Source organism: Acidovorax sp. ACV02, assembly GCF_014851475.1.
Classification (GTDB): domain Bacteria; phylum Pseudomonadota; class Gammaproteobacteria; order Burkholderiales; family Burkholderiaceae_C; genus Acidovorax; species Acidovorax delafieldii.
On sequence record NZ_JACUZU010000003.1, the window covers coordinates 668,674 to 683,302 of the forward strand.

Annotated in this window: 15 protein-coding genes; 7 read left to right on the forward strand and 8 right to left on the reverse strand. The window is 67.3% G+C overall.

Translation table 11 applies throughout. The features are described from left to right. Together IB236_RS10370 and IB236_RS10375 are read left to right on the forward strand one after the other, a co-directional pair. Entirely contained in the window at positions 1-1,335 is a 1,335-nt protein-coding gene (locus tag IB236_RS10370; RefSeq protein WP_192420501.1) for an SPOR domain-containing protein, read from the forward strand. A gap of 115 nt (positions 1,336-1,450) precedes the next feature. Then, a complete protein-coding gene (locus tag IB236_RS10375) occupies positions 1,451-2,203 on the forward strand; it encodes an SGNH/GDSL hydrolase family protein (protein ID WP_192420503.1) in 753 nt (250 codons plus the stop codon). A 6-nt stretch (positions 2,204-2,209) separates the two neighbouring features. On the opposite strand, the gene IB236_RS10380 is transcribed toward IB236_RS10375, so the two are convergent. Continuing rightward, positions 2,210-2,995: an alpha/beta fold hydrolase gene (locus IB236_RS10380; protein WP_192420505.1), complete on the reverse strand. Its 786-nt coding sequence runs from the start codon at positions 2,993-2,995 to the stop codon at positions 2,210-2,212. A gap of 1 nt (position 2,996) precedes the next feature. Then, the gene (locus tag IB236_RS10385; RefSeq protein ID WP_192420507.1) at positions 2,997-4,001 is read right to left on the reverse strand and encodes a M14 family zinc carboxypeptidase; all 1,005 of its coding nucleotides are present in this window, start codon (positions 3,999-4,001) and stop codon (positions 2,997-2,999) included. A gap of 188 nt (positions 4,002-4,189) precedes the next feature. On the opposite strand from IB236_RS10385, the gene IB236_RS24470 reads away from it, so the two are divergent. From IB236_RS24470 to IB236_RS10400, 4 genes are all read left to right on the forward strand, one after another. Further along, positions 4,190-4,321: a hypothetical protein gene (locus IB236_RS24470; RefSeq protein ID WP_255342784.1), complete on the forward strand. Its 132-nt coding sequence runs from the start codon at positions 4,190-4,192 to the stop codon at positions 4,319-4,321. Next, on the forward strand, positions 4,293-4,454 hold the full coding sequence (locus IB236_RS10390; protein ID WP_167514362.1) for a hypothetical protein: 162 nt from the start codon (positions 4,293-4,295) through the stop codon (positions 4,452-4,454). The genes IB236_RS24470 and IB236_RS10390 overlap by 29 nt, the downstream gene beginning before the upstream one ends. Positions 4,455-4,464: 10 nt before the next feature. Beyond that, complete coding sequence (locus IB236_RS10395; protein ID WP_192420515.1) at positions 4,465-5,106, forward strand: hemolysin III family protein; 642 nt, start codon at positions 4,465-4,467, stop codon at positions 5,104-5,106. A 207-nt stretch (positions 5,107-5,313) separates the two neighbouring features. Next, positions 5,314-5,790, forward strand: a complete 477-nt coding sequence (locus IB236_RS10400) for an HU family DNA-binding protein (RefSeq protein ID WP_192420517.1) — start codon at positions 5,314-5,316, stop codon at positions 5,788-5,790. Between the two features lie 120 nt (positions 5,791-5,910). Here IB236_RS10400 and IB236_RS10405 read toward each other — a convergent pair whose 3' ends face one another. Genes IB236_RS10405 through IB236_RS10415 form a run of 3 tightly spaced genes read right to left on the reverse strand, consistent with a single transcriptional unit; the run spans position 5,911 to position 9,727 of the window. Next, on the reverse strand, positions 5,911-7,710 hold the full coding sequence (locus IB236_RS10405; RefSeq protein ID WP_192420519.1) for a feruloyl-CoA synthase: 1,800 nt from the start codon (positions 7,708-7,710) through the stop codon (positions 5,911-5,913). 48 nt (positions 7,711-7,758) lie between these two features. Further along, positions 7,759-8,724, reverse strand: a complete 966-nt coding sequence (locus tag IB236_RS10410) for a 3-hydroxyacyl-CoA dehydrogenase NAD-binding domain-containing protein (RefSeq protein WP_192420521.1) — start codon at positions 8,722-8,724, stop codon at positions 7,759-7,761. Positions 8,725-8,734: 10 nt separating this feature from the next. Further along, positions 8,735-9,727: a Bug family tripartite tricarboxylate transporter substrate binding protein gene (locus IB236_RS10415; RefSeq protein WP_192420620.1), complete on the reverse strand. Its 993-nt coding sequence runs from the start codon at positions 9,725-9,727 to the stop codon at positions 8,735-8,737. 138 nt (positions 9,728-9,865) lie between these two features. On the opposite strand from IB236_RS10415, the gene IB236_RS10420 reads away from it, so the two are divergent. Further along, complete coding sequence (locus IB236_RS10420) at positions 9,866-10,558, forward strand: Crp/Fnr family transcriptional regulator (RefSeq protein WP_056066474.1); 693 nt, start codon at positions 9,866-9,868, stop codon at positions 10,556-10,558. Between the two features lie 60 nt (positions 10,559-10,618). On the opposite strand, the gene IB236_RS10425 is transcribed toward IB236_RS10420, so the two are convergent. The 3 genes from IB236_RS10425 to IB236_RS10435 are packed head-to-tail and all read right to left on the reverse strand — an operon-like array spanning position 10,619 to position 14,599. Then, on the reverse strand, positions 10,619-11,449 hold the full coding sequence (locus tag IB236_RS10425) for an alpha/beta fold hydrolase (RefSeq protein ID WP_192420523.1): 831 nt from the start codon (positions 11,447-11,449) through the stop codon (positions 10,619-10,621). Next, entirely contained in the window at positions 11,446-12,999 is a 1,554-nt protein-coding gene (locus IB236_RS10430) for a benzoate-CoA ligase family protein (protein ID WP_192420525.1), read from the reverse strand. Before IB236_RS10430 ends, IB236_RS10425 begins: the two co-directional genes overlap by 4 nt. Before the next feature lie 49 nt (positions 13,000-13,048). After that, on the reverse strand, positions 13,049-14,599 hold the full coding sequence (locus IB236_RS10435; protein WP_192420527.1) for a 3,4-dehydroadipyl-CoA semialdehyde dehydrogenase: 1,551 nt from the start codon (positions 14,597-14,599) through the stop codon (positions 13,049-13,051). Positions 14,600-14,629: the final 30 nt, after the last annotated feature.

The window sequence follows — 14,629 nt, forward strand, 5'->3', positions numbered from 1 at the left end:
ATGCTCGACCACACGGATCCTGTCGCCTCCATCATCCCGGCCATGTCGCTCGATTCGCCGTCCGACAATGCCATGGCGGCCATGTCGCGGCTGGCCCTGGGGCCCGTGAACACGGACTACTACCTGAAGGTGTTCGAGCGCTTTGACGACACGGGCCGCACGACCACTACCTGGAACTGGGCCGCCTGCCTGTGCACCCTGAACTGGATGCTGTTTCGCCAGCTGTGGGGCGCCGCGCTGGTCTATGTGGCGGCAGCCGAGGGGCTGGCACTGATCGTGTTTGGCGTGGGCCGTTCGTTTTTGCACTGGCCCGTGGGCATCGAACTCGGGGTGCTGGGCGCCTTTGCGGTGCTGGCCTTTGCCGTGCCGGGGCTGTACGGCAACGCCATCCTGTACGCCGACATCCGCAAGCGCATTGCGCGCGCGCTGGCCGCGTCGCGCACCGTGCCGGAGGCCTGTGCGCTGCTCGAAAAGCAGGCCAGCTCGCGCAAGCGGCTGCAGGTGCTGGTGCTGGCAAACGTGGTGCTGGGCCTGGCCGCACTGATCGCCTACCTGGCGCTGTCGCCGTCGGACGTGAAGCCCCTGGCGCTGGAACCCGCCGTCACGGTGGCGCAGGCCACGGCAGCGGCCCAGGCGGCATCTGCCACCAAGCCCGTGGGTGCCTTGCCGGTGCCGGAGGCCGAAGGGGCACCCACGCCGCCAACGCCAGCCCCTGAAGTGGCAACAGAACCACCGCCAGTGCCCACACCCGCGCCCCAGGCTCCTGCTGCAGCAGCAGCCCCCAAGCCTGCGCTTGCGCCTGCACCTGTGGCGTCGGCACCTTTGGCTGTCGCGCCCGCTCCTGCCGCCACTGCCGTTCAAAAGTCGGCCGAGCCCCCAGCTCCAGCACTGTCCGCATCGGCCAAGGCCGCCCCCCCAGCCGCCAAAGCGTCCACAACCAAGCCAGCCACGTCGACCCGCGCACCGACGCCTGCGGCCAGCGCCACCGCTACCGCCCCTGCACGCCGTGATGCCGCCAGCCGCGCAGCAGCCCCCACCAAGCCCAAGACACCGGCGGCAGCAGCGTCCTCCACCGCCGACACCGCGCTGCCCACGGTGGGCACTGCCCCGGGCTACTACATCAACGTGGGCCTGTTCGCCGAAGAAGCCAACGCCCGCAAGACGCAGGCGCGCTTGCTCAACGAAGGCCTGCCCGCGTTTCGCCAGGAGCTGAACAATTCCAAGGGTCGCCGCATCCGCGTGCGGGTGGGGCCTTACGCCACCCGCGCCCAGGCCGATGCCGCAGCCGAGGCGATCCGGGCGATGGCGCTGGACGCCGTCGTCTTCAAGCAGTAGCACCCCCTGGACGCGGGGCGTAGCACTGTCCTACGCACGTGAATGCCCGACGCCGACGCAGGGTCGCCGAGTCTGCAGGTACGCTGAGCCCAGAGCAACTTTGGGCGCATGCACCATGACGCGAAAGACCTCCCCGCACCACAACGCCACCCGCCGGTGGGCCACCCTGGCCGCGGTGGCTGCGGGCGCACTGCTGCTGACGGGCTGTGCCCCTTGGCGCATGTGGACGGCCGCCGACCTGGCCCGCGATGCACGCCCCTACACCGCTCAGCCCCCGCAGCCGACGCGGCGTGTGCTGGTGGTGGGAGACAGCACCGCCGTGGGCACTGGTGCCAGCGCCGCAGCAGACAGCCTGCCGGGGCGCATCGGCCAGGACCATCCCCAATGGCGCATCGACAACCTGGCGGCCAACGGCGCCAAATTTGGCGATGTGGTGCAGCAACTGGAGCGCGCTGGCGGCGGCTACGACCTGGTGCTGGTGCTGGCAGGAGGCAACGATGTGATCCGCTTCACGTCTGAAGACACGCTGCGCGACCAGGTACAGCAGGCCGTGGCGCTCGCGCGCCGCAAGGGGCAGCAGGTGGTGCTGATGCCTTGTGGCAACGTGGGCCACGCGCCCTTTTTTGTGCCGCCCCTGTCATGGGCCATGTCGCGCCGGTCCGAGGCACTGCATGCGCTGGCGCGGGAGGCAGCCAGCGCGCAGCAGGTGCACTACGTGCGCTTGCTCAAGCCGCGCGACCAGGACCCGTTCGTGACCCGCAGCCAGGAACTGAACGCCGCCGACGGCCTGCACCCCAGCAGCGCGGGCTATGCGGAGTGGTACCGCGAGCTGGTGGCACACGGTGCGTTAAACAGCCTCACGCCGTAGCCCCCGTTACCCGTCCGTTGACTCGCTACGGGACAGCCACTGCAGCACGGCATCGATGACCCACTGCGGGTCATCCAGCGGCAGGTCGTGCCCCGCCCACGGATGCGACTGCAGCGGCAGCCCCCAGGCGTGCGCAATGGCCTGCGAGCATTGGCGGGACACCAGGTGATCCTTCTCGCTGCCCAGCAGCAGCACACGGTCCACGGGTGCGGCTGCCGGCGCGCGGTACCGCGCGGCCGCCACCAGCTGGCGCAGGGCATTGTGGGCCGACACCGGCCTTTGCCTGCGCACAGCCGTCCACTGCGCCAACACGCCGGTAGCAGCGGATGGCGCGCTGCGGCTGGTGATCTGCCACACCACCTGCTCCGCAGCTTCCGCAGATCGCCACCGCCACGCCAGCCGCAGCAGCGGTGCGATGTTGTGCAGCTGCAGACGGTGCCAGAACGGGCTGAACGGGCGCAGGCTGGTGTTGATGAGCACGCAGCCCGCCACCTCGTGAGGCGCCGCGCGCGCCCATTCGGTGGCCACCATCGCCCCCAGCGACATGGCCAGCAAGTGGTAGGGCGGAGCCACCGCACGCTGCGCCAGCTCTGCACGGCAGGCTTGCACCATGCCCCGCACCGACAGGGGCGACACCAGGCCATGGAACTCGCCATTGCCCGGCAGGTCGAGCGCCAGCACCTGGTCGCCCGGCACCGCTTGCGCAAAGTGCTCGCCAAAGGCGCCCCAGTGCGCGGCCTCGCGCGTCAGCCCACGCAGCAAGATCCATTGGCGTGGTGGGCGCGCGGGCATCTCAGTACCACGCAGCCAGGGCATCGGCACGGCGCTGCGCACGCTGATCGGGCGCTGGCACCCAGCGTGCGTGGCTGCAGGCCGCACGCGACAGAAAGTCCAGCAGCGACAGGTGCCGCCGCAGCACCCGCTGCTGGCGGTGGTTGATGAGCGGATTGAAGATGCCGTTGCGCGAGAACAGCTGGCGCGGGTTCTTCTTGATCCACAGCCAAGAGCCCATCTCCAGCGTGAGCGGCAAGAAGGTGTGTGCGGGCACATCGCGGCAGGCCTGCAGGTAAAGGTGGTCCCACAGATCGCCGTGGGCAAGGTACTGCGCGCTCTGCGGCTCGATGATGTACTGGTGGTTGCTGTGCGCCTGCAGAAAGATGTCTTGCAGCGCATGCAGCTCGGCCAGGTGCGGAATGGGCCGGCGCGTGTGGGCAAACGGGAACCACAGCCGATCCTTCACCCCAAAGCCCGAGTGGCAGTCCAGCGCAATGCTGAACGGCCGCGCCAGCAGCTGCTGCGCCACCACGTCGCACAGCGCCTGGCTCTCGGCCTCCATGGGCTCGCCCAGCCTGCCCCGGTACCAGGGCAGGCCCGCGCTCACGCGCTGCCCGCCAATGCCCCAGGGCACCGGGTCCACCGCGTCGACGAGCGCATTGCGCATCAGGTCCACCCCGCGCGGGTTGGCGCGCGTGGCAGACCACATGCCGCCAGGGTTGACGATGGGCATGAAGACCAGGCGCACACGCTCCAGCTGCTGGTGCAAGGTGGTGTCCCACTGCAGCCGCATGACCACGTTTTGCAGGTAGGCAATGACCACCTCGGCACCAATGCGTTCCAGCCCATGCACGCCGCCAAAGAATCCGACGGCGGGCACGTCCAGCGCCGGGTTGCCCAACCCAATGGCGTAGATGGGAAATTGCGTGCCCGATGCCACAGACACCCGCTGGACGACCTGCACCTGCAGATGGGGCGCCCCCAGGTCCAGGATTTTTTCCAGCGCCGCAAGCTCGGGCAGCATGTTCAATGGGTGAGGGTAAGTCGGTGTGTGGAGCACGCCAGAGCGCGTGCCAGGCAGTGAGGATAGCGCCCGGGGCCCAGCACGAACAGCGCCGCGGCCAACCTGTGGGGTTTGCGCGAACCGACGCGAAACCGTCACACAAGGGCGCTACCTTGCCTGCAGTCACCACCCTTCGGAAGAGGCGCAACATGCTCTGGAAATTGTTCGGACTGCAGCGGCTGCTCGATGAGCTGTTCGATGAACGCGGGTGGCTGAGCCTGGACCTGCCCCGCACCACCGGCTGGGACCACGATGATGTACCCGCCATCGCGCAAGACTGAGGCCTACCGCTGGGCCATGGGCTGGGCGATGCTGGCCTGTGCACTGGCCTGGGGCGTGGTGGAGTTTCTGGCCCTGCAGCGCGCGCGCTGGCAGCTGTGGCGCGAGCGGCTGCACACGCCTGCCCACCACTAGCAAGATCGCCATGAGCGACCGGCCGCAGGACCTGCACGAAGAGGTGGCCAACAGTGCGCTGCACGGTGCTGCGCTGGTGGGCGCCTGCCTTGCCGTGCCACAACTGCTGCAATCAGCCCCCACCGCGCATCCCGCAGCCATAGGGGGTGTGCTGGTGTTTATAGCCACCATGGCGCTGCTGTATGGCGCGTCCACCCTGTACCACGCGCTGCCGCCGGGGCGGGCCAAGCAATGGGCGCTGCGGCTGGACCATGCGGCGATTCACCTGTTCATTGCGGGCAGCTTCACCCCGTTTGCGTTGAGTGCGCCGGGCCACACGCACCACGTCACCGCCCTGGCCCTCATCTGGCTCGCGGCCCTGGCGGGCTGCTGGCTGCAGCTGCGCACAAGGCGCACTGCGCCCTGGCTGTCCACGGCCTTGTATGTGGCGATGGGCTGGGTGGCGCTGCTGGCGGCCTTGCCCCTGATGGCCCATGTGCCCACCGTGAGTGCGGCCTGGCTGGTCATCGGCGGGGCCGCGTACACGGCCGGTGTGGTGTTTTTTGTGATGGACGCCGTAGTGCGCTACGCCCACGCCGTGTGGCATGGCTGTGTCATCGCAGGCACGGGCTGTCACGTGATCGCGGTGCTGGGCCTGCAGGCGGCAGCTTAGCCACGCAGACAACAAGGGGGCGCAAAGCGCGCTCCTGCAACGACCTCGCGGGCCCTGCGCAAACAGTTGGCACCGCACCCATGCGACGGCTGCAAACACCTGCGGCACGCAGGCCCTATCGCGTCCGGCGTTATCGCACCTAAAATCACGCAGGTCCTCGCCCGCAGAGGCAGGGCCCATCGTCATTCCAATCAACGAAAAAACATCATGGCAACTGCAAAGAAAACTCCCGCTCCCGCAAAGAAGATGGCCGTCAAGGCCGCAGCACCCGCCGCCAAGAAGGCAGCACCTGCAGCCAAAAAGGCGGCTCCAGCCGCCAAGAAAGCAGCCGCTCCCGCCGTCAAGCCCGTGGCCGCTGCTGCCGCCCTGAAGCCCATCAAGGCTGCTTTCAACAAGACCACGCTGGTCGCCCATCTGGCCGAACAGTCGGGCGTGGAGCCCAAGGCCGCCAAGGCCGTGCTGGCTGCGCTGGAAGCCGCCATCCTGGGCTCGGTGCACAAGAAGGGCTCTGGCGAGTTCACGCTGCCTGGCGTGCTCAAGATCGGCCTGCAGCAAGTGCCTGCCAAGAAAAAGCGTTTTGGCAAGGACCCGTTCACGGGTGAAGAGCGCTGGTTCCCCGCCAAGCCCGCCTCGGTCAAGATCAAGACCCGCGCCCTGAAGAAGCTCAAGGACGCAACCGCCTGATGCACCCAGCGCCGCAAGGCGCCTGCTTCAGCACCAGGGGCCGCGAGGCCCCTTTTTCTTTGGTGGAGCTTGCAACGGCTGCGCGACGATGCACCCACGCACGCCCTTGCCCCTGCGCAATCAGGCCCTGATGACCCCTGGCGCCGCAGGATGGGCATACAACGCCTGCACCGCCGCCGCGCGGCGTGAGAGCACCGCCCCCTGGTTTATGTAGCCCTTGTCGGTAATCTCCCCGGCGTCTGCATCGGGCGCGGTGCCCATCACCATGGCCCGCGTGGGGCACTGCGAAGACCCCGCACCGGCATCGCGGCGCGCGCGCATCACAGCCTGCAGCGCTTGCTCCAGCCGCGCAGCACCGGCCGCACCGGCCGCAGACGGAAACACCAGCATGCCCACCTCATCGCGGTCATGCCCGGTGAGCACGATGTCCTGGACCAGCGGCGCCAGTTGCGACACCAGCTCCACCCGCAACGTGCCCACCGACACCCAGCTGCCGCTGGACAGCTTGAAATCCTCCGCCACGCGCCCGTTGAAGACCACGCCTTTGTCTGGCTGCTCCGCGTCCACTAGGTAGCCCGCGTCGCCGATGCGGTAGAACCCCTCGTGATCGAACGCGGCCGCCGTTTCGCGCGGCGCATTGCGGTAGCCTGCAAACACCGACACGCCACGAACCCGCATCTCCAGCTTGCTGCCGTTGGGCACCAGCTTCAGCTCCAGCCCTGGCAAGGGTGCACCAATGCAACCCGCGCCCTCCAGGTGCCAGTGCGCGGTGGTGACAGCGGGCGCTGTCTCTGTGGAGCCCCAAGAGGTGGTGAGCCACAGCGGCTGCGCGGGGCGCACGCGCCGGGCAACGGCCTGCAGGCGCTGCCAGGTCGATGGAGCCAGCGCCGCTGCCGCATAGAAGGCCAGCCGCATGCGCGCCAGCACGTCGGCGGCTAGGCCGTCGTCGGCCTCCAGGAACGGCAGCAGCATGTCAAAGCCCCGAGGCACATTGAACAGCATGGTGGGCTGCACCTCGCGCAGGTTGCGCACCGTCTTGTCGATGAGCCCCGGCATCGGCCGCCCCTCGTCGATGTAGAGCGTGCCCCCGTGGCACAGCACCATGTTGAGGTTGTGGTTGCCGCCAAAGGTATGGCTCCAGGGCAACCAGTCCACCAGCACTGGCTTTTCGTGCTCCAGAAAGCGCCACGCCTGGGCCATCATCTGCTGGTTGGCGCAGAGCATGCGGTGGGTGTTGATGACCACCTTGGGCCGACCGGTGGAGCCGGAGGTGAGCAGGTATTTGGCATGGTCATCGGGCAGCAGCGCCTGCATGGCCTGCTGCACCTGGGGCGTTTCCTGCCCAGCGAGCAGATGCTCCCAGGGCAGCGCACCCGGACACGTGGAGGCGTTGCGGCTGAACACACGCACGGCATCGCTATCCCAGCCGTGCAGGGCTGCCGCATAGACGCTGGCATCGGACGCATAGACCAGGCTGGGCTCCAGCACCGACAGCATGCTGTGCAGGCGGCTGGGGTCCTGGGAGCGCGCATACGCGCTCGACAGCGAACAGGGGGTGATGCCCACATGCATGGCCGCCAGCATGAGCACCGCATGGTCCACCGCGTTGTCGGACAGGATGGCAATGGGCCGCCCGGCTGGTAACCGCAGGTCCAGCAGCGACTGGGCCACGGCGCCCACCTGGCGGCGCAGCTGGGCATAGGTCAGGCTGCGCCAGCCTTCTGCACCGTCGCTGCGCTCGGCCAGCGCCAGCGCATCTGGCGTCTCTCGCGCCCAGCGTTCCAGCCATTCCCCCACACAGCGGGCATAGGGTTGCAGCGCCATGGGAGAGCGCAGCGTGAAAGAACCATCGTCAAACTGGGTGCGCACAGCGCGCGCAGGGGCAATCTGGCGCTCGTCATCAAGAAAGGCTGGGTACATGGTGGGTTCTCGGGAACGATGGAGGTTCAAAACAGGGAACGCTGTGCCTCAGGTGTGCAGATCGGGATCGGGCTTGTTCAACAAGCCGGACGCCTGCTTGGCGCGAAGCAACTCAATGAGCAAGGCATCCCGCGCACGGGCCAGATCGCTGGCTTGGCGCGTGCCCAGTGCTTGTGCGACCCCATCGGTCACCTGGCGCTGCAAGGTTTCGGTCATGGACGGCGTGCCCAGGTCCTGCCACCAGCTTTCGATGGGACCGCCCAGGTGGGCCAGCAGGTGGACAATGCCACCGTCGCCACCCGACAGGTGCAGGTTCATGAACGGCCCCATCAGCGCCCACCGCAAGCCAGGGCCCTGGGAGATGGCTGTGTCGATGTCTTCCACAGTGGCTACGCCCTGGTCCACCAGATGAAAGGCCTCGCGCCAGAGCGCCGCCTGCAGGCGGTTGGCAATGTGCCCCTTGATCTCACGCCGCACCTGGATGGGGCGCTTGCCAATGCGGGTGTAGAACGCCATGGCATCGGCCATCGCCTGGGGCGTGGTGCGCTCGCCGCCGCCCACTTCGACCAGCGGGATCATGTGCGGCGGATTGAACGGGTGGCCCAGCACCACGCGCCCGGGGTGTGCGCAATCCTTCTGCATATCCGTCACCGCCAGCCCCGAAGAACTGGAGGCCAGCACCACATGCGCCGGGGTCGCTGCATCCATGCGGCGGAACAGGTCCACCTTGAAGTCGAGTCGCTCGGGCCCGTTCTCCTGGACAAAGTCGGCCTGCGCCAGAGCATCTTCCAGCCGCACATGAAAGTGCAGGCGCTCCTGGCTTGCCCCCGAGGTCAGCCCCTGCTGCGCCAGCGCCACCCAATGCGCGGCGACGGCGTCCCGCAGTCGCTGCTCGGCCCCTGGCGAAGGGTCGGTGGCATGCACGTCCAAACCCCGTGCCAGAAAGTACGCGGCCCAGCTCGCGCCAATGGTGCCGGTGGCCACCACAGCCACGCGCTTCACGGTGTGTGCCATGGGGAACCTTTCAGGACTCTGCCGTGAAGCCGACCTTCTTCACCAGCGGGCCCCAGCGCTCATATTCGGCCTGTTGCGAGGCCAGCATTTCCGCAGGCGTAGAGCCCTTCGCGATGAGCCCCACCACGGCCAGGCTGTCCATGACGGCCTTGTCCTTGATCGCTACGTTGATGGCGGCGTTGGCGGCAGACACCACGGCTGCTGGCGTGCGGGCCGGGGCGTAAAAGCCAAACCATTCCTCGGTCGTGAGTTCTGGAAAGCCCTGCTCTGCAAACGTGGCGACCTCGGGCGAAAACGGCGACCGCGCCTGACCCGAGGTGGCGATCAGCCGCAGCTTGCCCGCCTTGTGGTTGGGAATGAAGTCTCCGCTGGGCGTGACCATCGACGCGATCTGCCCGCCCACCACATCGGTGACGCCCGGGATGGACCCGCGGTACGGAACATGCTTGAGGTCCACGCCGTTGTTCAAGCCCAGCAGCGCTCCGATGAAGTGTGGTGTGGAGCCTGCAGCGGGTGAGCCGTAGTTCGCCTGCCCGGGGTTGGCCTTGGCCCAGGCCAGAAAGTCCTTCACCGTCTTGACGGAGGCAGGCACCAGCGGCCCCACAGCCAGACCATGGTGCATGGCGGCACCGATGGACACCGGCACAAAGTCCTTGGCCGGGTCGTAGCTCAGGCGGCTGTAAATGTGCGGGTAAATGGACGTGCAAGAAAACGGCGACAGCGTGAGCACGCTGCCATCGGCGGGCGCCCCCTTGAGCGACTCCAGCGCGATGCGGCCGCCCGCGCCGGGCTTGTTTTCCACCACCGCGGGGTTGCGGGTGTAGGGCGATCCCGCCAGCTTCTCGCCCACCCTGCGCGCCACGCTGTCGCCCGCGCTGCCTGCGGGAAAGCCGTAAAAGATCTTGACCTGGTCGATGGTCTGCGCCCAGGCGGCCAGCGGCGACAAGGCCCCCAGCGCAGAGGCGCAACCAACGTGGTGCATGAACTGGCGGCGGGTGTGCATCATCATGTGTCTCCTGTGGATGGAGCAGTCATTATTTTTTGACGCCCTTGCACATTCAGTCATCGCGATGACATTTGGACTCAGGGAATACGCGCACGCGCCTGTACAGCACACAGTGGCGCAGGAGACACTCTCACCATGTTGGTCAAACTGGCGCCCCCTACCCTCACCGATCTGCTGCTGCACTCTGCCTGGTTCCCGGCCCTGGACGGCGCCGCCCAGCAGCGGGTGATGGACGATGTGCGCGAGGTCGAAGTGCCCCAGGGCGGCGAGCTGTGCCGGCGCGGCCATACCCCGGTGCACTGGTACGGCGCCATCGAGGGGCTGCTGAAGTGGACTGTGACCTCGGGGGATGGCCGCTCGGTCACGCTCGGCGGACTGTCGGCGGGAAGCTGGTTTGGCGAGGGCACCTTGCTGCGCGGCACGCCCCGCACGGCCGACGTGATCGCACTGCGCCCCAGCCGCGTTGCGCTGGTGCCGATGGAGACTTTTGAATGGCTGCACGCCACGCAGCGCAGCTTTGACCACTTTCTGCTGCGCCAGATCAACGAACGCATGCACTGGTTTCTGGGTAACTTTACGGCCCACCATTTGCTCGATACCGACAGCCAGGTGGCCCGCGCGCTGGCAGGCCTGTTCCACCCCTGGCTGCACCCGGGCAGCGACACGCACTTGCAGGTGTCGCAAGAAGAAATTGCCAATCTCTCGGGCGTATCACGCCAGCGCTGCAACGCGGCGTTGAAGCGACTGCAGGCCGCTGGCCTGCTGGAGATCGAATACGGCGGCATCACCGTGACCGACCTGGAAGGCCTGCGGCGTCAGGTGGAATAGCCCCTTTTTTTTGGCGTCACTGGGTGCATGGGCTACCGCCCGCTACTGCACCATCTGCCGCTATGTGGGCGAGTGGTGCGCTTGGATGAAGGCAACCGCAGCGGCCATCACCGCACCAGGCTGGTCGCGGTGCGGAGAGTGCGCGCAGTCCGGCAATTCCAGCACCCGGGTGCCTGGCACCCGCTGAGCAATGCCCCGGATCTGGGCCAGGGTGCCGTATTCGTCATCACAGCCCTGGATGGCCAGCACGGGGGCGCGGATCTGGGCGACCTCTGGCTCGATGTTCCACGCACGGAAGGCCGGGTCCAGCCAGACGCGGTTCCAGCCCCAGAAGGCCGAATCCCCATCGTCGTGGTAACGCGCCAGCTTGTGGCGCAGATCAGTCTGTTCGTAAGCGTCCCGCGCGCGTTCGATGTTTTGCACCGTCACGTCTTCCACAAAGATGTGCGGCGCCATCACCACCAGACCTTGCACGCGCTGCGGCCAGCGTGCAGCCAGCAACAGGGCAATCGATGCGCCATCGCTGTGACCGAAGAGCCAGGCGGCTTCCTGCACTCCCAGTGCATCGAGGAATGCGGGCACCACCTCGTGTGCCTGCTGGTGCATGAAGTCCACGCCCCACACCTCGTCCGCGCGCCGGGGTGTGGACCGGCCATAAGCAGGACGAGAGAACACCAGCCCCCGAAACCCACCCGCATCGCACAGCTGGCGCGGGAAGTCCTTCCACATCGCCACGGAGCCCAGGCCCTCATGCAGGAACACCACCAAGGGGGCAGTGCTGCGCTCGGGGGCTATCCACTGGTACTCGATATGGACCGTGCGGTTGCGCCAGCGCACTGGCACATGCTCAGTGCGCCCCCCGGGGCTGGGAGCAACGCCGTTGGCACTCACGCCGGCTGCTCCCGTTCACGCAGCCGAAAGCGCTGGATCTTGCCGGTGGCCGTCTTGGGCAGCTCGGGCAAGAATTCGATCAGACGCGGGTACTTATAGGGCGCCATGCGTTCCTTCACAAAGGCCTTGAGTTCATCCGGTGTGACCGCCTGCCCATCTTTGAGCACGACAAACGCCTTGGTCTTGGTCAGGCCATCAGCATCCTGCGTGCCGACCACGGCTGCCTCCAGCACGGAAGTGTGCTGCATCAACGTGGCCTCCACCTCGAAGGGGGACACGTAAATGCCGCTGACCTTGAGCATGTCGTCGCTGCGCCCGGCGTAGGTGTAGTAACCCTCGGCATCGCGCACATATTTGTCGCCGCTTTTGGTCCACGCGCCCTGGAATGTCTCGCGGGTCTTGGCGCGGTTGTTCCAGTACATCAGCGCTGCACTGGGGCCCTGGATGTAGAGATCACCAATTTCGCCCTGCGCCACCTCGCTGCCGTCTTCGCCGCGCAGGGATATCTCGTACCCGGGCACCGGTTTGCCCGTGGTGCCGTAGCGCACATCGCCAGGGCGGTTGGAAAGAAAGATGTGCAGCATCTCTGTCGAGCCAATGCCATCGATGATGTCGCAACCAAAATGGTCCTTGAAGCGCTGCGCGATCTCGGCCGGCAGCGCCTCACCGGCAGACGAGCACATGCGCAGCGCCACCGCACTTCGGGAAGGCAGGCGAGGCGAGGCCAGCATGCCGGCAAAACCGGTGGGCGCCCCAAAGAACACCGTGGGCTGGTGGCGCGTCCAGCGCTCGAACGTCGCGTCTGGCGTGGGTCGCTCGGCCATCAGCACCACTGTGGCGCCCACTGACAAAGGGAAGGTCAGGCTGTTGCCCAGCCCATACGCAAAGTAGAGCTTGGCAGCCGAAAAGCACACATCCTTGTCGGTCAGGCCCAGCACCGCCTTGCCATACAGCTCGGCCGTCCACCACAGGCTGCCCTGCGTGTGCACCGTGCCCTTGGGCTTGCCCGTAGAGCCCGAGGAATAAAGCCAGAACCCAGGCTCGTCCGGGCCGGTGCGGGCGGGCGCAGTCAGCGCGGAGGTGCTGGCGATGGCGGCCTGCATGTCCACCGCCCCTGCAGCCAAAGTGCCCTGCGGCTGCGACACCACGCAAGCACGCACCTCATGGTGGGGTGCCAGGGCCAGCGCCTCGTTCAGCACCGGCAGCAATGCGCCGGAGACCAGTGCCGCCTGCGCCCGGCAGTGCGTCAGCATGTAGGCGTAGTCGTCGGGCTTGAGCAGGGTGTTGACCGCCACCGGCACCACACCCGCGTACAGGCACCCCAGAAACGCCACCGGCCAGTCGCTGGTGTCCAGCATCAGCAGCAGCACGCGCTCCTCGCGCCGCACGCCAGTGTTGGCCAGCACCGCCGCCAGCCGCCGTGCGCGGTCTTCCAGCGCGCTGTAGCTCAGGGTCCCCCGGTCGTCGATGTAGGCGGTGCGGTCACCCCGCGCGCGGTTGAGAGCAAACAGATGCTCTGCAAAATTGAACTGTTCCGGAAGGCTGTTCATGGCGTGTCTCCGTCGCGATGGCGTTGTTTTAGTGGGTGGGTACGGGGGGTCAGCAGCCCAGCGCAGCAAGCACTTCGGGGCTCGCCTGCACCGCACTGCGCTGGTGGTAGAAGTCCAGCGCCCGCAAGCCGCCTAGCTCAGCACCACCGCCAGCCCGGCCAGGCCCGCCATGCAGCGACATGGGCATGACATTGCCGTGGCCCGTGTGCGCAGTGGCCACTGCCGGCGTCACCACATGCACACGGCCATTGCTCGCAGCCAGCGCTAGGGCGGCCTGGGCCAGGGCCTTGTCGTCGGCACCATAGAGCGAGGTCACCAGCGAGCCCTGGCCACGCTGCGCAAGGGCCAGCGCATGGGGCAGGTCGTTATAGGGCAGCAAGGTGGCCACCGGTCCAAACACCTCCACGTCATGAACGATGGAGGCCTTGTCGGCGTCGCGCGCGCCCAGCAGCACCGGGCCGACGCAGGCGGCCACTGCAGGGTCGGCATCGACCAGCGGCCGCGTTCGGCCGTCATACACAAGGTCGGTATGGGCCCCCAGGGCGGCAATGCCTGCCTGCACCCCATCGAACTGGGCGCGGCTGACCAGCGAACCCATGCGCACTTCCGGGTTACGGGGGTTGCCCACCACCACGCTGGCCAGCTGGTCGCTGACAGCCTCTGCCACCGCAGCGTACGACGCAGTGGGGACGAGGATGCGGCGGATCGCGGTGCACTTCTGGCCGGACTTGACGGTCATCTCACGAACGACTTCGCGCACCAGCAGGTCAAAGGCCGAACTGCCCGGCGCCGCGTCGGGCATCAGCAGCGCAGCGTTGAGGCTATCCGCCTCGATGTTGGCGCGCACCGAACGCTGCGCCACCGCCGGATGCGCGCGGACAACGCCCGCCGTCTCGGCAGAGCCGGTGAACGACACCACATCAAAGGGTTGCAGCGCATCCATCAGGCCCGCCGAGCTTCCCGCGATGATCGACAGTGCACCGGCGGGCAACACCCCCGCGTTCACCACGTCCTGCACCATGCGCTGGGTCAGCCACGCCGTGGATGTACCGGGCTTGACGATGACCGGCATGCCCGACAGCAAGGCGGGCGCGGCTTTTTCCCACAGGCCCCAAGCAGGAAAGTTGAATGCGTTGATGCACAGCGCCACCCCTGGCCTCGGCACCTGCAGGTGCTGCGACTGAAAGACCGGTTCCTTGCCCAGCCTGACCGCGTCCCCGTCACGCAGCACGCGCACATCGCCCAGCGCCTCACCCCATTTGGCGTATTGGCCGAGCGTGAAGATGCCGCCGTCGATGTCCACCGCAGAGTCCGTCTTGACGGTGCCGGAATTGGCGGTGGCGATGTCGTAGTAGCTGTCGCGGTGCGCCTGCAGCACCTTGGCGACCGCGCCGAGCATGGCGGCCCGCTCACGATAGGTGGCAGCGCGTAGCGCAGCTCCTCCCTGTTCGCGGGCAAACGCAAAGGCCTCGGGCAGATTCAACCCTGTGGCGTCCACCCGCACCAGGGCGGTGCCCAGCACAGGATCGCGCAGCTCAGTGCCGGGCCCCGTTCCGTGTTGCCAGCGGCCGGCAACGTGGTTGGCGAGCAATTCAGTCATGCAGTCAATCTTTCAGAGCAGGAAAGTCAA

Excerpts from the sequence above, each read along its gene's own strand:
- IB236_RS10370 (WP_192420501.1), top strand. The coding sequence starts at position 1 with ATGCTCGACCACACGGATCCTGTCGCCTCCATCATCCCGGCCATGTCG.
- IB236_RS10375 (WP_192420503.1), top strand. The coding sequence starts at position 1,451 with ATGACGCGAAAGACCTCCCCGCACCACAACGCCACCCGCCGGTGGGCC.
- IB236_RS10380 (WP_192420505.1), bottom strand. The coding sequence starts at position 2,995 with ATGCCCGCGCGCCCACCACGCCAATGGATCTTGCTGCGTGGGCTGACG.
- IB236_RS10385 (WP_192420507.1), bottom strand. The coding sequence starts at position 4,001 with ATGCTGCCCGAGCTTGCGGCGCTGGAAAAAATCCTGGACCTGGGGGCG.
- IB236_RS24470 (WP_255342784.1), top strand. The coding sequence starts at position 4,190 with ATGCTCTGGAAATTGTTCGGACTGCAGCGGCTGCTCGATGAGCTGTTC.
- IB236_RS10390 (WP_167514362.1), top strand. The coding sequence starts at position 4,293 with ATGATGTACCCGCCATCGCGCAAGACTGAGGCCTACCGCTGGGCCATG.
- IB236_RS10395 (WP_192420515.1), top strand. The coding sequence starts at position 4,465 with ATGAGCGACCGGCCGCAGGACCTGCACGAAGAGGTGGCCAACAGTGCG.
- IB236_RS10400 (WP_192420517.1), top strand. The coding sequence starts at position 5,314 with ATGGCAACTGCAAAGAAAACTCCCGCTCCCGCAAAGAAGATGGCCGTC.
- IB236_RS10405 (WP_192420519.1), bottom strand. The coding sequence starts at position 7,710 with ATGTACCCAGCCTTTCTTGATGACGAGCGCCAGATTGCCCCTGCGCGC.
- IB236_RS10410 (WP_192420521.1), bottom strand. The coding sequence starts at position 8,724 with ATGGCACACACCGTGAAGCGCGTGGCTGTGGTGGCCACCGGCACCATT.
- IB236_RS10415 (WP_192420620.1), bottom strand. The coding sequence starts at position 9,727 with ATGCACACCCGCCGCCAGTTCATGCACCACGTTGGTTGCGCCTCTGCG.
- IB236_RS10420 (WP_056066474.1), top strand. The coding sequence starts at position 9,866 with ATGTTGGTCAAACTGGCGCCCCCTACCCTCACCGATCTGCTGCTGCAC.
- IB236_RS10430 (WP_192420525.1), bottom strand. The coding sequence starts at position 12,999 with ATGAACAGCCTTCCGGAACAGTTCAATTTTGCAGAGCATCTGTTTGCT.
- IB236_RS10435 (WP_192420527.1), bottom strand. The coding sequence starts at position 14,599 with ATGACTGAATTGCTCGCCAACCACGTTGCCGGCCGCTGGCAACACGGA.